The organism is Paenibacillus cucumis (ex Kampfer et al. 2016), assembly GCF_019748695.1.
Taxonomy (GTDB): Bacteria; Bacillota; Bacilli; order Paenibacillales; family Paenibacillaceae; genus Paenibacillus; species Paenibacillus polysaccharolyticus.
Genome location: NZ_JACLIC010000034.1, coordinates 49,445 through 65,946, shown reverse-complemented (window position 1 = coordinate 65,946; position 16,502 = coordinate 49,445). Strand labels below are relative to the sequence as shown.

General features: G+C 46.1%; 16 protein-coding genes. 11 read left to right on the top strand and 5 right to left on the bottom strand.

Going from position 1 to position 16,502, the window contains the following annotated elements; translation table 11 throughout:
• Positions 1-99 precede the first annotated feature (99 nt).
• Positions 100-486 carry a winged helix-turn-helix transcriptional regulator gene (locus tag H7T88_RS20350; protein WP_221790055.1) on the bottom strand — a complete coding sequence of 129 codons (387 nt, stop codon included), beginning with the start codon at positions 484-486 and terminating at the stop codon, positions 100-102.
• Between the two features lie 113 nt (positions 487-599).
• Between H7T88_RS20350 and H7T88_RS20345 the strand changes: the two genes are divergently transcribed.
• A complete protein-coding gene (locus H7T88_RS20345; RefSeq protein WP_221790053.1) occupies positions 600-1,781 on the top strand; it encodes an MFS transporter in 1,182 nt (393 codons plus the stop codon).
• A 152-nt stretch (positions 1,782-1,933) separates the two neighbouring features.
• On the opposite strand, the gene H7T88_RS20340 is transcribed toward H7T88_RS20345, so the two are convergent.
• Positions 1,934-2,749, bottom strand: coding sequence for a 4'-phosphopantetheinyl transferase family protein (locus tag H7T88_RS20340; protein ID WP_221790052.1), 816 nt, complete (start codon positions 2,747-2,749; stop codon positions 1,934-1,936).
• Positions 2,750-2,828: 79 nt separating this feature from the next.
• Positions 2,829-3,701: an arylamine N-acetyltransferase family protein gene (locus H7T88_RS20335; RefSeq protein WP_221790050.1), complete on the bottom strand. Its 873-nt coding sequence runs from the start codon at positions 3,699-3,701 to the stop codon at positions 2,829-2,831.
• 283 nt (positions 3,702-3,984) lie between these two features.
• Here H7T88_RS20335 and greA point away from each other — a divergent pair, with 283 nt between their 5' ends.
• From greA to rlmN, 3 genes are all read left to right on the top strand, one after another.
• Positions 3,985-4,461, top strand: coding sequence for a transcription elongation factor GreA (gene greA / locus H7T88_RS20330; protein ID WP_090921402.1), 477 nt, complete (start codon positions 3,985-3,987; stop codon positions 4,459-4,461).
• Positions 4,462-4,773: 312 nt separating this feature from the next.
• Positions 4,774-6,129 carry a sodium-dependent transporter gene (locus tag H7T88_RS20325; RefSeq protein ID WP_221790048.1) on the top strand — a complete coding sequence of 452 codons (1,356 nt, stop codon included), beginning with the start codon at positions 4,774-4,776 and terminating at the stop codon, positions 6,127-6,129.
• Between the two features lie 153 nt (positions 6,130-6,282).
• Positions 6,283-7,401 (top strand): dual-specificity RNA methyltransferase RlmN, encoded by a 1,119-nt coding sequence (rlmN, locus tag H7T88_RS20320; protein WP_221790046.1) that lies wholly within the window; start codon positions 6,283-6,285, stop codon positions 7,399-7,401.
• 98 nt (positions 7,402-7,499) lie between these two features.
• Here the strand turns inward: rlmN and H7T88_RS20315 are convergent, their stop codons facing one another.
• Positions 7,500-7,940, bottom strand: coding sequence for a GNAT family N-acetyltransferase (locus tag H7T88_RS20315; RefSeq protein WP_154959553.1), 441 nt, complete (start codon positions 7,938-7,940; stop codon positions 7,500-7,502).
• Between the two features lie 236 nt (positions 7,941-8,176).
• Here H7T88_RS20315 and H7T88_RS20310 point away from each other — a divergent pair, with 236 nt between their 5' ends.
• The 5 genes from H7T88_RS20310 (at position 8,177) to H7T88_RS20290 (ending at position 13,176) form a co-directional block, all read left to right on the top strand.
• The gene (locus H7T88_RS20310; protein WP_154984489.1) at positions 8,177-8,617 is read left to right on the top strand and encodes a MarR family winged helix-turn-helix transcriptional regulator; all 441 of its coding nucleotides are present in this window, start codon (positions 8,177-8,179) and stop codon (positions 8,615-8,617) included.
• An 85-nt stretch (positions 8,618-8,702) separates the two neighbouring features.
• Positions 8,703-9,815 carry a glycosyl hydrolase gene (locus H7T88_RS20305; protein WP_312027645.1) on the top strand — a complete coding sequence of 371 codons (1,113 nt, stop codon included), beginning with the start codon at positions 8,703-8,705 and terminating at the stop codon, positions 9,813-9,815.
• A gap of 137 nt (positions 9,816-9,952) precedes the next feature.
• The gene (locus H7T88_RS20300; RefSeq protein WP_154959555.1) at positions 9,953-10,828 is read left to right on the top strand and encodes a diguanylate cyclase domain-containing protein; all 876 of its coding nucleotides are present in this window, start codon (positions 9,953-9,955) and stop codon (positions 10,826-10,828) included.
• Between the two features lie 154 nt (positions 10,829-10,982).
• The gene (locus tag H7T88_RS20295; protein WP_090921414.1) at positions 10,983-12,278 is read left to right on the top strand and encodes a glycosyltransferase family 2 protein; all 1,296 of its coding nucleotides are present in this window, start codon (positions 10,983-10,985) and stop codon (positions 12,276-12,278) included.
• Between the two features lie 169 nt (positions 12,279-12,447).
• Positions 12,448-13,176: a class I SAM-dependent methyltransferase gene (locus H7T88_RS20290; RefSeq protein WP_090921416.1), complete on the top strand. Its 729-nt coding sequence runs from the start codon at positions 12,448-12,450 to the stop codon at positions 13,174-13,176.
• Positions 13,177-13,364: 188 nt separating this feature from the next.
• Here the strand turns inward: H7T88_RS20290 and H7T88_RS20285 are convergent, their stop codons facing one another.
• Positions 13,365-14,150, bottom strand: coding sequence for an ABC transporter ATP-binding protein (locus H7T88_RS20285; RefSeq protein ID WP_154889948.1), 786 nt, complete (start codon positions 14,148-14,150; stop codon positions 13,365-13,367).
• 454 nt (positions 14,151-14,604) lie between these two features.
• On the opposite strand from H7T88_RS20285, the gene H7T88_RS20280 reads away from it, so the two are divergent.
• Together H7T88_RS20280 and H7T88_RS20275 are read left to right on the top strand one after the other, a co-directional pair.
• Entirely contained in the window at positions 14,605-15,522 is a 918-nt protein-coding gene (locus H7T88_RS20280; RefSeq protein WP_418792713.1) for an ABC transporter permease, read from the top strand.
• Between the two features lie 29 nt (positions 15,523-15,551).
• Positions 15,552-16,433, top strand: a complete 882-nt coding sequence (locus tag H7T88_RS20275; RefSeq protein WP_090921438.1) for a carbohydrate ABC transporter permease — start codon at positions 15,552-15,554, stop codon at positions 16,431-16,433.
• Positions 16,434-16,502 lie beyond the last annotated feature (69 nt).

The following is a 16,502-nucleotide window of genomic DNA, read 5'->3' as shown; positions in this document are numbered from 1 at the left end:
TTAAGTGTCCATCTTATAGGGTACATTTTAATGTTCATCATGCACAAGGCTGCCTTTTTGGATGTACGCTTACAGCTTACGGGGGAGACTAGGGATGGTCTAGCGATCCGCTGATAAGGGAACAGAGATTGGAGCAGGGGACTCCAGAGGGAGTTCTGTTGCGAACTGACTGCCCCACTGCTGTAGAAGACGGACGGCTGGCGTTAATTGTTCACCCAGTTCCGTTAAAGCATATTCTACTTTGGGTGGCACGACAGGATAGACTTTGCGGTTAACAATTCCTGCCTGTTCAAGCTCACGAAGTTGTTCAGCAAGCATCTTGTGGTTAATCCCGTCAATGAGCTTCTTCAATTCCCCGTATCGCTTTGTGCCATCCATTAGTTTGCATATTATTGTTGTTTTCCATTTTCCAGAGAAGAGAGAGACTGAAAGCTCAATTGGACACTGGTACTGCTTGCCATTGAATTCATATTGAATAGCAGACATTCTCTAACGACACTTCCCTTCTGGTAAGTTTTGCACGAAAAAGTGCGTACTTATCTTTTGTAAGTATATTTTGTATGCTTAGCGTTGTAAATAGAGATTATGGAGGTGGAAAGATGCGCAGAACGTTATTGGTTTATTTGGTTTCTCTGGCAGCGTTTTTTGGTCCATTCACACAAACCCTCTACTCGCCGTTGTTGCCAGAATTAGCAAATAAGCTTCAAACCTCTCAAGACGCTGTTAATTTATCAATTGCCATTTATCCGATATTTTTTGCTTGTATGCAGCTCGTTTACGGTCCGTTACTGGATCGATATGGAAGGCGTAAAATGTTGTTGATCGGATTTATGTTCTATGTATGTGCCACGATTGGCGTAGCACTATCTGATACGGTCACACAATTAATTATATTTCGAGCGTTGCAGGCTATTGGAGTTGCTGTTGGTTCGGTAGCAGCCATTACCATCATCGGAGATTTGTTTGAAGGAAAAAAACGGGGACGATCTATGGGGATCTATCAAATGCTGGTTGCACTCGGGCCTGGTCTGGGGCCAGTCGTAGGGGGCATTGTAGGACAACATTACGGCGTGGATCATTTATTTTGGCTTCTGTTTGCAGTGAGTTTATCGTTTTGGCTCATTTTGTTTGTGGGTTTGCCGGAGACATGGACGCCCCGTGTTAATGGGGGACAATTTCGGCTTCGGCAGATGACTGCGGTACTAAATCACCGCATCGGACTGGCAATTGTTGTACTAGGTTCTGTACAGTACGCAGTCTTCTATACGTTACTTGTGCTGCTTCCGAATATTTTGATCGAGGGATATGACCTGACGCCAAGCGGCATGGGTTGGCTGTTTATGCCTATATCGGTCTGTATCGTCATCGGAAGCATGATTGGTGGACGTCTGCAGGAGTATGTCGAAGCCAAAAAGTTGCTGTTGTTGTTAGCGGTCTTTAATATGATGTCCATACTGTTGTTCGTAGTGACAGCGTCACTGTCGATTTCCATACTGGCGATAAGTTTAGCCATATTTGGTTTGACTCTTGGATTATCGCTGCCCGTTCAGATTACGATACTGGCCGATGAAATGCCGAATCATCGAGCAAGTGCAACGGGAGTCTATAACTTTTTCCGCTATGTCTGGATGACAATTGGGCCAATAGCAGGTACGTCTTTCTATCGCTTTGGCTACAAGATTGAATTTTTAGTTTTCGTTCTCATTTTTGTCGTTGTCCTTTTCTTTATGTATTCTCGGTTCTTTGGGAGGACCAAAGAGTCCCGTTCTATGGAAGCCTAACGGTTCCATTTGAAGCGGAAGGACGAGTAATGACTATGACTACACCGCCCGCGCTCAAATACGTTACTTGCAGAGTTTCTTGGGGGGAGGCCCTGTACTTTGCTTCAATCCCCTCTCCCAACTGGGCTGGCATAAACATAAACACAAACACATCATCTCCCAGCGTTAGCGTCTTCCACTAGCTTGGTATACATCTTATCCAACGTCACAACTTCCGGTCTCATTGGCAGTTCACCATCGGCGGTGCAGGCAGCCAACATATGCTTTGCATCCAGAGGCTGGCTGTAGAAACGATGGGGCATGACGCGTATGTTCTGATCACCTTCTGCATCGCTGCTCAGTTGCTCCCCTTTTTGCTGCAGCTTTCCTGTTAACTCTGCGTGCCCAGTTTGCGTGCAACACCAACAAAGATCGCCAACCTGTTGCCCTTGTACATACTGGCTTGGGAGAATAGCAAAAGAATCCAGCGGTAGTGACAGACCTGTGCCTATAGCTTTAATGTAGCTCTCCTTTAGCGTCCAGAGGCGATAGAAGGTATGTAACTGTTGATCGGCAGGCTGTGCTGCCAGATACGTATTCTCTTGTGGCGAGAAGAAACGCTCTGCGATCTGCAGGTCAATCGGTGCTATTTTCTCCACATCGACACCGAGTTCATCTTTACCTCCAGCAATCAGTGCAATCCAATCGCCGGAGTGCGAGACATTAAATTGTGCATCAGCATCGTGAGTAAGGGAGGGTTTTCCATATTTGTTACGGGTAAACGTAATCTCTCTATGTCCCAGGCCGGTCAATTTGCTTAACTTCACACGGGTCAGCACTTCACCTAGCACTGACCGATATGCATCTGCTTGATGCATGAAGCGTGAAGCCTGTGCCCGCCGCTCTTCAGAGACGGATGACAGAAAAATATCCCAATATGGTTCAGGTATAACGGAGGGCACTTGCAGTACTTGTATCGTTATCATCATTTATCACCTGACGTTGTATTCGGCATGGATGACAGGCTTTCCTCTATATTTATCCTTATCTCGCGTTTTTCCCAGCGGATCAGGCTAGTTGTGTTTTTTTCCATTCTTCATGCGCAATCTGTATTCGATCCCACATCTCTCTGCGCTCTTGTTCTGTATAATTCACCAACGGTTCATAGAAAAGCTTGGTTAGTATGTCTTTCCACTCATTGTAATTTCGAATTTCTGTCTTGCTAATGCCTTCGATTCCATGCGTTCGAAGCACGCATCCCCTAAGCTCATAGCTGTGGCCTGTATCTCTCTGACGGAGCAGAAATGCGTTATGCCAGGGTGAATCCACGGATTGGCTGTAGAATTCATGCTTGGGAATAAACTCTTCCAGACGGGTAAGCTCCTCGGGATCATAATCCACTCCCATGCTTGGTCCGTTAGGCTCGTATTCAAGCCTCCATCCACCAGGAACAACGGAAGAAGGCATCAATGTATACGTAAACGGTGCGGGTCCATAGGCTCCGTAGCGGAGAGGGAGCGGATCAAAAGGCATGCCTCCCAGACCGACATCTACAATCCAACGTTCCACATTCGGGTCCGCATCTGGCAAAGAGACGGACAGACCGAGATGGAACGAGTTCACACGTGGCTGTTCTCCATGCGGCTGAACGCCCGCGCGGTGCCAGTGCACCGTATATCCCAGGGAATGAAGTAAAACACTGAATGCGCCGTTCAAATGGAAACAGTAGCCACTGCGTCCTTGCAGGATCAGCTGCACGGATTCTTGCAGATCGATGCCCGCAGGTCTACCTGCAAAAATATCGACAGTTTGCCAAGATAAATGGTGGATATGTGCCTGTTGCAGTTCGGCAAGGAATTCTAAAGTCGGTTTCTTGATCGTATCCAGGCCTATCCGTTTCAGATAAGCGTTTATTTCAGCTAGAGTCAATGTAACATTCATCTCGATCACCTCAATTCATATCATGGGCTGCAGGGGAAATGCCTCGAACGCTACTGCCCTGAATTCATTGTATAAGTGAGCATCTGAAATGCACACACAAGTTTATTATGATTGTACCGGTACAATTCTAATGATACTCATAGTGGAAATAGGGTACACATATATATTTTGCGCACGTTATATGATAAATGATAGTTTGGTTTCTTTTTCCGGGGTATGTTAACCGTTTGGAGTGGAAATAGGTTAGAATAGAGATAGATAGCAGGATTAGGAGATGGAAAACATGGCTAATGATGAAGTGATTTTGACACAGGAAGGTTTGGAAAAGCTGGAGGAAGAACTGAAGGAACTGAAAACGGTGAAGCGCAAGGAACTGGCAGAACGACTGAAGCTTGCGATCAGTTACGGGGACCTGAAGGAGAACAGCGAGTATCATTCAGCCAAAGATGATCAGGCATTTATGGAGACCCGCATTCTGATTCTGGAAAAGATGTTAACCAAAGCAAGAGTCATCAGCTCAGATAATATGGATTCCAATAAAGTAAGTATTGGTTCAACAGTGATATTGAACGACCTTGAGTTTGCTGAAAAGATCGAGTATCAGCTGGTCGGTCCAGCGGAAGCGGATGTATCCAACAGCAAAATTTCTTATGAGAGTCCATTAGGCAAAGAGCTGATGGGCAAAGAAGTAGGAAGTGTGATTCATGTCAATGCTCCAATGGGTGTAATCAAATATGAGTTGCTAGAGATCAAAATCTAGACAGCATCGAGCGAAAACAATACACATATGCGGGACAATACCCTGCGATATATAGACCATCTTTCAAAAAGGGGATGTTTCAGAGGCTATGCCAAGAGCTGTCTGAAACATCTTTTTTTGTTTTTTCCCAAGTTAACTAAGGGTTCATTGTTGATGGGTGATGGTTAAGTTTCAGGTTATTTTCCCATACTGAATTCATCCTGAAATCATCTCCAATTTGGTGAATTTTCGACAAATACTGATTTTTGCATGACCTGAAACGCGGACTAGTATATAATTACGGGAAAACTTTAAAGTGATGGAGTAGATACAATGAATTTGAGTAAGTCTGATCTAGACCCAAACAACGCTGGCAAAGGGGAACGCTTCTCGCGTGCCGGTTTTATTCTGGCGGCCATCGGTAGTTCCGTAGGTCTCGGTAACATGTGGAAATTCCCTTATATTACGGGCGAAAATGGGGGAGCAGCTTTCTTCCTGCTCTTTATTATCTGTCTTTTGCTGATTGGTTTGCCTGTCTTGCTTGCCGAACTTGCTATTGGACGAAGTGGACGGGGGAGCGCAGCAACTGCTTTTATTAAAGCAGGTGGACATAAAGGTTGGTTAGCGGCTGGTTTACTGCAAGTATTAACGCCTTTTATCATTCTGTCCTTCTACGTCATCATCGCAGGATGGACATTACAATATGCTGTAACTTCGTTCAGTGGCACGTTGTTTAATAATCCGGATTATGGCGCACAATTTGGCAGTTTTGTCGGTGGTTATATGCCGATTGTATGGCAGTTGGTTTCTGTCCTGATCACAGGCTGGATTGTAGCGAAGGGTGTATCGAACGGAATTGAGAAGTTTAACAAAATTCTAATTCCAGCCATGCTGGTTCTGTTAATTGTGTTGATGATTCGTGCCGTTACGCTGCCAGGGGCAGGTGCTGGAGTTTCCTTTTTCTTGAATCCGGACTTCTCCCAGCTTACAACGGAGTCGGCATTGGTTGCGCTCGGACATGCCTTTTTCTCGCTGTCGCTGGGTATGGGTATCCTCGTAACGTATGGTTCGTATGTGGATAAAAGCCAATCCCTGGGTGCGGCAACAGTTGCTGTTGGTGCGGGCGACTTGCTCTATGCCTTTATCGCGGGACTGATCATCTTCCCGACGACGTTCTCTTTTGGCATTGCACCAGACCAAGGGCCGTCCCTGATCTTCATTGCGCTACCTGCAGCATTCTCGGCAATGCCGCTAGGATTCCTGTTTGCCGGATTATTCTTTGTTTTGCTGGCAATCGCAGCGTTGACATCAGCAGTTTCACTGCTTGAGGTTCCCGTAAAATACTTCATGGAGCGTCTTTCCTGGAGTCGTAACCGTGCCGTGTGGGTCATCTCTCTCGCTGTTTTCATCGTAGGGCTACCTTCCGTGCTGTCGCTCGGACTGTTCCCGGAGTGGAAGATCGGATCGAAGAGTGTGTTCGACTGGATGGACTTTATGGCATCCAACATTCTGTTACCTGTAGGTGGATTGTTAGTTACGATCTTTGCGGGATACTTTTGGAAAACGGCTGCTGAAGCAGCTGGTCTGAGCTCAGGCTGGTTCCGCATCTGGCTCTTTATGCTTCGTTATGTCGCACCTGTTCTGGTTCTGCTCGTTCTGTTGCATACGTCTGGCATTATTCACTTCTAGGCCGTCTGCGCAGATTTACCAAGCATAAAACCTCTTGGAAGAAATGCAAAAGCCCTTGTGTTCCCTTGTTAATTTTGGGACAATACAGAGTAGAGGTTTTTTGGGTAAGACGACCGATGAGCCATATGTTTTTTGCGAAAAGAGGTTTATACCATGATTAAATCATCCATATATGGATTAACATTAGAGCAATTACGTGCTTGGTTGCCTGAGCATGGGCAGAAGAAATCCCGCGCGTCCCGCATCTGGGAGTGGTTATACCAGGAGCGGGTTCATGATTTTAACGGCATGTCCGATGTTCGTCAGGAATGTTTGGATGTGCTCTCTGAGCATTTCACCTTGAATTCAATGAGTGAACATGTGAAGCAGGAGTCAGCAGACGGTACGGTGAAATTCCTGCTCCGGTTGCAGGATGGCAACCTGATCGAGACGGTGCTCATGCGGCAAAAATATGGCTTGACTGTCTGTGTTACCACACAGGTCGGATGTAATATTGGCTGTAGCTTCTGTGCCAGCGGGCTGATCAAGAAGAGCCGTGATCTCTCCGCAGGAGAGATTGTAGAACAGATCATGCATGTACAGCGGCATCTGGATGCAGCGGGTCAAGGTGAGCGCGTCACAAACGTTGTGGTAATGGGCATTGGTGAACCATTTGATAACTTTGAACATATGAGCAACTTTATCGAAGTGATCAAGGATCGAAAAGGGTTAGCTCTCGCAGCGAAGCGAATCACGGTGTCCACAAGCGGATTGCCGGATAAAATCAAGGAATTTGCAGACAGCAGTCTGCAGGTGAACCTTGCGATCTCACTGCATGCGCCGAATAATGAGCTACGTACACATATCATGAAGATCAACCGGGCATTCCCGATTGAACAATTGATGGATGCGGTGGATTATTATTTGGAGAAAACAAACAAACGCATCATGTTTGAATACATTTTGCTTCGGGATGTGAATGATCAGCGCGAACATGCGGCTGAACTCGCAGAACTGCTGTCCAGTCGTAAGAGCATGGTCAGTGTGAATCTGATTCCGTACAATCCGGTGGATGAGCATAGCCAGTACCAGCGCAGTACGGAAGAGAGTATTCTGGGATTCTATGATACGCTGAAGAAGAACAACATCAACTCTACGGTACGTATGGAGCATGGTACAGACATTGATGCGGCTTGCGGACAGCTACGTAGCAAGCAGATGAAAAATGCAGAAGCTAAAGCAGATGTAAAAACAGCTGCAAAACCAGATGCCAGCCGTCTGGCTTTAGGATAAAAAACACAACAAACGCCTCTATGTACTCACTGACGAAGTGAAGATAGAGGCGTTTTCTTTGGGTTGCATGCTAATTTCGAACGGAGAGATCATGTCTCTTAGTTCAGCTTTTTTGTCATCAGCAGATGGGGAATGCCATCCTCCATGAATACGTCGGAAGCAGGAGCATAGCCAAGACGTTCATAGAAGCCGGAGGCTTGAACCTGTGCGTGCAGCTTGGCTTTCTCTAATCCGTCCTCCTTCGCCATCTCCTCCAGCTTGTTAATTAATACTCGGCCCAGACCATGCTTGCGGTAATCCAGCATCACGCAGATGCGTTCCAGCTTGGCTACTTGCTCTACGATGCGTAGTCTGGAGGAGGCGGCAGGTACACCATCCACATAGAGCAGGATATGGCGTGCTTCTGTACCTAGCGCATCAAAGGCATCGAATTCATCGGAGGCAGGTACGCCTTGCTCTTCCACGAAAATGGCCATACGAATGGCAAAGCACGCATCAAGCAGTTCCGGGGTGTTTGCTTCAACAACAGTTATATTCATGAATCGTTCTCCTTTACCTAGTCGGATGGAATATCGGAATGGAATTGAAAGTGATACACTGAACTAGTGTAGTTATATCATCAATTATGTTGCGAATGCAACAATTTTATAGGAGTGTGAACTCTGTGACAGAACCGAAAGAACCTAAATTGGCCAACGAACCGACTCAGCCGAACGATGAATCGCAGGAAGTACATGAACTGAACGAGCCAAGAGAAGTGTTGCGCGAGATTGGCATGATTGCCCGCTGTCTGGATTCCATCAGCAATGTGGAGTTTCAGCATTTGAACTTGTCCCGTGGACAATATTTGTACTTGTACCGCATTTGCGAGAACCCTGGCATCATTCCGAACCAGCTGGCTGAACTGATCAAGGTGGATCGTACAACGGCAGCAAGAGCGATTAGTAAACTGGAATCTGACGGATTCATTGTCAAACAGCCGGCATTGGGTAATAAGAAGAATAAGGTGCTGTATCCAACCGAGGCTGGGCTTGAAGCATGGCAGTTCATTCGCAAAGAAGGTGTGCATTCAGATCAGGTAACGTTGGATGGTCTGACACAGGAAGAGATTGAGACAGCAATCCAGTTGCTGCGGAAGATGAGACATAACATTGAGGTCGATTGGAAATTTGTTAAAAAGGGCGGTCGCCGCCCATACATGGATATCCATGATTAAGCGCACACTGTGGATAAGGCCTACTTCCAAAAATGTAAGAAGTGGCTCAGTTGCTCCGTCATATATTCCCGTCAGGAGGAATGGTGTGAAGTTTATTTTCCGAAAAAAGCGTTCATGGTACATATTACTTGCGATTGTTGTATCTGTAGCGATTGTAGTGCTATGGAGGGAGCGGTTTGTGATGGAAAAGGTATCCCCTACAGTTGCCTTTGTTAAGGAACATATGACGAATCCGAATGGCACACTTGCAACCTATTTGCAGGAAGCGGCGTCGGAGAGAGCGGACATCGTTGCTGGCCGAGAGGCACTGTCGGAGTCGCTTGGATTGTGGATGCAGTATGCTTTGGCAAGTGATAACGAAGATATGTTCGAGCAGGCCTACAAGCAACTCCAGACATACTATGTGATCAGGCCCGACATCTATATCGCCTGGAAGCTTGATCCTCAAGGGAAATCCCATGTGGCAACCAACGCGCTGGGTGACGATCTGCGGATTATGGGGGCTCTGTTGCAAGCGGCAGACAGGTGGAATCAAGGCAGAGCAGACAAACTGGCGACCGCATCGGCCCTTTCCCGAACATTAACGCAGCGAACCGAGCAACAGGGGTACTTGGTTGATTTTTATGATTTCAAAAGTGGACATTCCACGGACACCTTAAGTCTGGTCTATGTGGATTTGCTCGCCTTGGAAGCGATGAGAGACCATCAGATGCTGGATCCGGAAGTTTACAGTAGGTATGAGGATATACTGCATAAAATGCCTGACGATGGATTATTCTATCCGAAGAGCATGAATGTCAATACCAAGGCTTACACCTACGATGAGAAAGTCAATCTGATTGATCAGCTCATCGTTGCCAATCATGTGATGGAGATGGGGCACAAACCCGACAAGCTGATTGCTTTTCTGAAAAAAGAGTTCGGCACTCGGGGTAAGCTCCCCGGACAGTATGATCGTAGAACACAGAAACCAGCCGTAGATTATGAATCGGCAGCGGTATATGGTCTATCCATCCTGCTTGCTGTTCGCTCAGGTGATCCAAATTGGGCAAAGCAGCTGTATCAACATATGATCACACTGCGAGGGCAAGACACACGATATCCGGGCGGTTACGTATTTGACGGAAACACCCACCTGTTTGATAACTTGTTTCCGTTGCTTGGCGAAACTTATTTATATAATTTTCTTAAAAAGTAAATTTTTATTTATATAATCCAAGATTATATGTTACTATATTATTGTCTTTAATTGTCGATTTTTGTTGAAGTTTCGGTTATAAAAAAAGAGGTGTTGGCACCGAGTCATTCTGAAATTCGATGCAGAGAAGGAGGACTATGAGAAATAACGCACCTACCCAGCGTCTGGCCTGGGGTTACGCAATCTTGATTAGTCTCGCCATCGTACAGCAGTTCTTTGTATATCTCCACTTGTACATGAATCAAAGCTACACCAAGCTGGATGTTGTACTTAGCATAGCGTCACTAGGGGCGCTAGCCGCGGGGCTTTTGCTTCCTGTTGGTGTATCCGTCGTACTGATATTTATATACTTGGTCACTTATTTTGTGTGGCTCGTGACTTTCGCAGAACCCAATGCGCTCGTGTTTTCATGGTGGCTACTTATTCCGGCGAACACGGCAATCGCTGCTTATATCAAAAGAAGACTTGTGCGTAGTGCACGGGTGATTGAACGTCTGGAGCAGATGAAGGATCACAATCCAGAGATCGATCTGGATACAACGCTGGGCAATAAGGAAGCACTTGGAGATACATTGGTTAAACAGAGCAACCTTGCCAGACGTTATTCAGACTGCTATGGGTTCAGCATCGCCATGTTTAAGATTGAATTTCTGCCGCTTGTGCAGGAGTCACTTGGTTCAGTTCGGTATTCACAATTCCTGCTTGAGATCTCACAGTCGATTCAGAAACAAATTCGATACGAGGATCACAAATTTTTTGTGGACCGCGGACGATTTGTCATTTTGTGTCCGATGGTCAATGTGGATTACTTACCGATGTTAACCCGCAGGATTAAAAAAAATATTATGGATATGGATGTGCTCGATAAAAAGGGGAACCAGCTCCAGACCATTATCAAATCAGGCGCACTGGTTTTTCAGAAGGAACAATTCAGCAAGTATGACAATCTGGACGCTGTCCTTGCCGCGTTGGAACGAAACACGGAGACGGATTTAATCGGGGAATATATTTAACCGAAAGGAGCGAGGCTTATGGATTATATGTCCTGGTTTATCCCGATCTGTATTGCCGTCAGTTGTATTTTTGTGGTGTTTACCATTGGATTAACGATCGCCACGCTCCGATTTCGCTCTAGGGTAATTCGAAGGTATGATCGGAGGAAAACGGATGGCTGATTTCATTCTGATCTTGTCGATATTCAGTATTTGGATCGCTGTGTTCGAATCGATCGTCATTATGGCCGGGGCTATTCGTTTTATCCACAAGCAGGAGAAGAAGGGCATTCAGATTCCGGAAAATATGGATCATTATCCGAACGTCACGGTTATGGTACCTGCTCATAACGAAGGTCTGGTCATCGTGGCAACAGTGGAGCATATTTTGCGACTGAACTATCCTGAGGATAAGGTGCAGGTGATTGTCATTGCAGATAATTGCACAGATGACACAGCCGATCGGTTAAAATCGTTCCTTGGACAGACCAGTTATGTGCACCGTAACGTCACGGTACTTGAACGCAAAGGTACGGGTGGAAAATCCGGTGCACTGAACGACGGACTGGAACTGGCCACCGGCGATTGGATCTGTATATTTGACGCAGACGCTGCTCCAGAGCGAAACTCACTGATGTTCCTCGCACAAAAATCACTGGAGAATCCTGAACAGTACGGGGTTGTATTTGGCCGAAACAAAGCGCGTAACCGTGGGCAGAACTTCCTCTCCAAATGTATTAATCTCGAAATTATAACGTCTCAGCGTGTCTACCACACCGGGCTGTGGGAGCTGTTCAAGCTGGGGACCATTCCGGGCACGAATTATATTATTAAGACAAGCCTAATCCGGGAAATCGGCGGCTGGGATGTGACCGCCATTACGGAAGATACGGCATTGTCGTTTGAAATTATGAACCGGGGTCAGTTGGTGGCCCTAGCGCCGCAAGCGGAAGCATATCAGCAGGAGCCAGAGCAGCTTGGTGTATACATGAAACAGCGTGAACGCTGGGCCAAGGGGAACTACCAGGTGGTTCTGGATAACATTCATAACCTGTTCAACCGTTCCAGCTGGCGCAATAAATTGCTTGTTCTCTACTATGCGGTCAGTTACTTCTGGTTTATGTTGGCTATTATTGTGTCGGACATTATCTTTGTGGTGAACCTTGTTTATCAGGTTATCGCAATATTCAAACCGGAGGTCAGTTCTCCATTCCAGTTTGCTGGGGACGCATATGTCTACCTGGTCATTGGTTGGGCACTGATGTATTTCATCTATGTTCTACAGATCAATCTGGCACTGGCAGCGGATATCGGGCAGAGCAACACCCGGAATTTTATCTACGCATGTGTATCCTATTTCACATATGCTCAGCTCTTTATTCTGATTTCGATCCGGGCCTTCTACAATCTGCTGATGGACAAGATTCGTAAACGCGAGAGCAAGTGGTACAAAACTGAGCGATTTGGCTAGGAATTAAACAACTCAAACCAAAGTAGAAGGCTGTTTGCGGAGTGGGCTCCGGCAAGCAGCTTTTTTTATGGTGAGAGATGCTTGAATCCGGTATACTTTTACAGAATATAGCCCGCAGCAGGGTGAACCACACTAGTGTATAACTCATAGAATGGGGGTCAGTGCAGATATGAGTGAAAGAGGTTCTGATTTTTACGATAATAATGAGGTATTTGAGACGTATATGGAACGTCGGCAAGGCCAGGATAACGCCAATGATACGTTGGAGAGACCGGTTATGCTGGAGTTGGTCGGGGATGTTACGGGTAAACATATTCTCGATCTCGGTTGTGGAGACGCAAAATTTGCGGTAGAACTACTTGGCGAGAGGTATAATGGCTTGTCTTATACAGGTATTGAAGGTTCAACGAATATGGTTCGGGCTGCCCGCAAGTCCGTTCAGGGATTGAATGCCCGGATTGAGCAATCTTATCTCGAAGAGTGGACGTATCCTGTACATTCATATGACCTTGCCATTTCAAGACTGGCGATCCACTACATCGAGGATGTTGAAAGCCTTTTTCGTAAAGTGTATGGGGCACTTAAAAAAGATGGAACCTTTGTTTTTTCGGTAGAGCACCCGGTGATTACTTCAACGCTGCAACCCTCCGGAACACGAACCAATTGGATCGTAGATCAATACTTCGTCGAGGGGTATCGGGAGCAGCAGTGGCTTGGGGGTTCCGTCCAAAAAATGCACCGTACCATTGAATCGTATTACATGGCCCTGCAAGAAGCTGGATTCCGAGTGGAGCAATTGCGTGAATCAGCACCTAAGCGTGCAGAATTCGTCAATGAAGAGACGTATCAGCGCAGACGGCGTATTCCGCTTTTTCTGTTTCTCTCCGCACGGAAGTAGGCTAAGGAAGAGGCAAACATAGAATCGAAGTTATACTCAGATTGGCGAAAGTTTTACACAGAAAACCGTGGATAACACAATATATAGGAGTAGAAAACCCAAAAACTATCCACATGTGGATAAGTCTTTGGGTTTTACTTATTGTTATGCCCATATTTGATGTGCTCTTTTTCATTGGTAGGGTGTTTTTAACCTTTAGATGCTGCTGCCCGTACATAAACTCGTTCACCATGCTGATCTACTTCTACTGGGGCTTCAAAGAAATCACTTAATACGTCCTGTGTCATGAGATCAGCGGTTAATCCACACCCAAAAACTTCACCCCGACGGAGTAAAAGGCTGTGCCTGAAGACGGGCAAAATTTCCTCGGTATGATGCGTTACATAGATCAGCGAAGGTGAGTCTGAACGTGCTGTCAGTTCACTGATGCTGTCCAGTAGACGCTCTCTGGAAAATAGATCAAGCCCATTACAAGGCTCATCCAAAATGAGCAGCTGTGGATTCGCCATCAGGGCACGGGCAATGAGCAATTTCTGCTTCTCCCCCTGCGAGCAAGTGCGATACTCACGATCCCACAGATGCTGGCAACCCAGCGTTTGCATCCAGTGCATTGCCTGATTCAAATCTTCGTCTGCCAGTTTGTCGTACAGACCGATCGTAGCGTGTTTCCCACTAATCACGACATATTGCGTGCGGTCAGAAGCGTATAGTTTCTCTTGCAAGGAGGAGCTCACCCAGCCAATCGACTTTCGAAGCTCCCTCAGGTCTACACTGCCATATTCATGACCGAGTACCGAGATGTTGCCTTCCGTAGGCCACAGGTAGCCGGTAATCATATTGAGGAGCGTTGTTTTGCCAGAGCCGTTCAGGCCAAGCAGCGCCCAGTGTTCGCCTTTGTTTACACGCCAGCTGACATCGTTCAGCAGGGTGAGGGATTCTCTTTTCCAAGTCACATGCTGTATATCAATGATCATTGAACCATTCCTTCTCTCTGATAAATATCGCGCCTCCGTTTCTCAACTTATTGTATTGGAACTGTTATGGAAGTATCAATAGCTTTCCAATGTGGGTACCATGCAATATTCACGTTTGCTCCTCGGGGCATGGCGTTATAAAAATTAAAGGGTATTCCTGATTTTGTTGTTGCTAAACATTCAAGACTCTGCTAAGATGAGAAAAAGTTTATGAAAGCGTATACATTTAAATTAAAATTACAACGTTGTAATTATGGGGGATGTAAGATTTGAAAAGGTATAGTTGAGGCATGAACGAGACTGAATAAATGCAATTTTTCTTGTGATTATGCGGTATAGTATAGGTCGTTACAAAATTGGAGTTAGCCTAATATCAGATGTATTACAGGGGAACAGATTTTTTTTATCAAAAAATTCAAACGTTGTAATTTTGGAACGAAGGGGAGTGTTTACGTTGAAAAAACGCATGTCCACGCTGTTCAGTCTGATTCGGCGGGATAAGTATTTGTTGCTGATGTTCTCACCAATCTTTCTGTATTATCTCATCTTCATGTATCTGCCCATGCCGGGTGTATTGCTTGCCTTTCGCAACTTTATACCGGGTCAAGGCATGTTCAGTGGCGAATGGGTGGGGCTGCGCTGGTTTGAGCAGTTCGTCAACTCGATATACTTCTGGCGGCTATTGCGTAATACCTTTTTACTGGCCTTTCTGCCACTCTTGTTCGGTTTCTCCATCCCCATTCTATTTGCAGTCTGCATCGTAGAGATTAAGAATCGAACCTTTAAACGCTTCGCGCAAACCGTAACTTATCTTCCTCACTTTATCTCCACCGTTGTGGTGGCCGGCATTATTATCAACTTCCTATCACCAACAGACGGTATCATCAACACTCTAATCGCAAGACTCGGTATGGAAAAAATAAACTTCATGATGGATGCCAGCTGGTTCCGTACCATTTTCACAAGTTCAGACATCTGGCAGAGCTTTGGTTTCAGCTCCATCATCTACATCGCAGCCATTATGGGCATTGACCCCGAGATGTATGACTCCGGCAAAATCGACGGTGTGAATAAATTCCAGGAATTGTGGCATCTAACCCTGCCAAGCATCAAACCAACCATTGTTATTCTGTTGCTACTGTCGCTCGGCGGTATCATGAGCGTAGGCTTTGAGAAAGTATACCTGCTCTATAACGGAGCCACATATGAAACGGCAGATGTACTGTCCACTTATGTGTACCGTATGGGGATCGAGGGTCAGAACTATGGCTTCGCCACAGCTATTGGACTATTCAACTCCATTATCACCTTTATCCTTGTTTTTGCAGCCAATACCCTGACTCGCCGCCTGACCAAAATGTCACTCTGGTAAGACACACACTGATCCAAAGGAGAGCCTGTATGCAAAAATCGAGAAGTGACCGATTATTCTATGTCTTCGTCTACCTGCTGACCATTCTGGCGGTTGTAGTCACCTTATATCCATTCCTGTACGTGGTCAGCATTTCCTTCAGCTCGGTGGATGCCATCGATAAACAAAAAGTGGTGCTCTGGCCTGTGGGGTTCACTCTCTCAGGATATAAGATGGTACTGCAGTACAAGGAACTGTGGGTTTCCTTCTATAACACGGTCTGGTATACCGTTGTGGGCACGTTGTTGAACATTGTAGCAACTTGCCTGGCTGCATTTCCTTTGTCGAGACAGCAGTTTTTTCTACGGCGCAAGCTGAACTTTTTTATCGCTTTCACCATGTATTTCTCAGGTGGACTCATTCCGGTCTACATGCTGATCACATCACTCGGTCTGTACAATACTCGCTGGGTGATGGTGCTACCTGTACTGGTGATTACGTTTAACGTAATGATCTGCCGCTCGGCCTTTGAAGGCATTCCGAATGAAATTTTTGAAAGCGCAAGCATTGATGGAGCGAATGAGATGACGATGCTGTATCGTCTCGCTGTTCCGATTATCAAGCCTACACTAGCCGTGCTGACGCTGTACTACGCCGTATTCCACTGGAACAATTTTTTCTCAGCCTTGCTGTATCTAGGCAAACAGGATATGCAGCCGCTCCAGATGTTCCTGCGAAGGGTGCTGATCATGGCTTCGCCAGAAGTTATGCAGAAGATGGGTGGTACGATGACATCCGGTGCACTGGCGGTTTCATCGCTGCAAGTTCGTTATGTATCTATTGTGGTCAGCATTCTGCCGATCGTAATGATCTACCCGTTTATCCAACGGTACTTCGTTAAGGGCATTACCCTCGGAGCCGTGAAAGGATAGAGTGCATTACCAAGCACCACAGTCATTCAAGCAAGTCATTCAAGGGAGTTCAAAAGGGTTCATACCAAG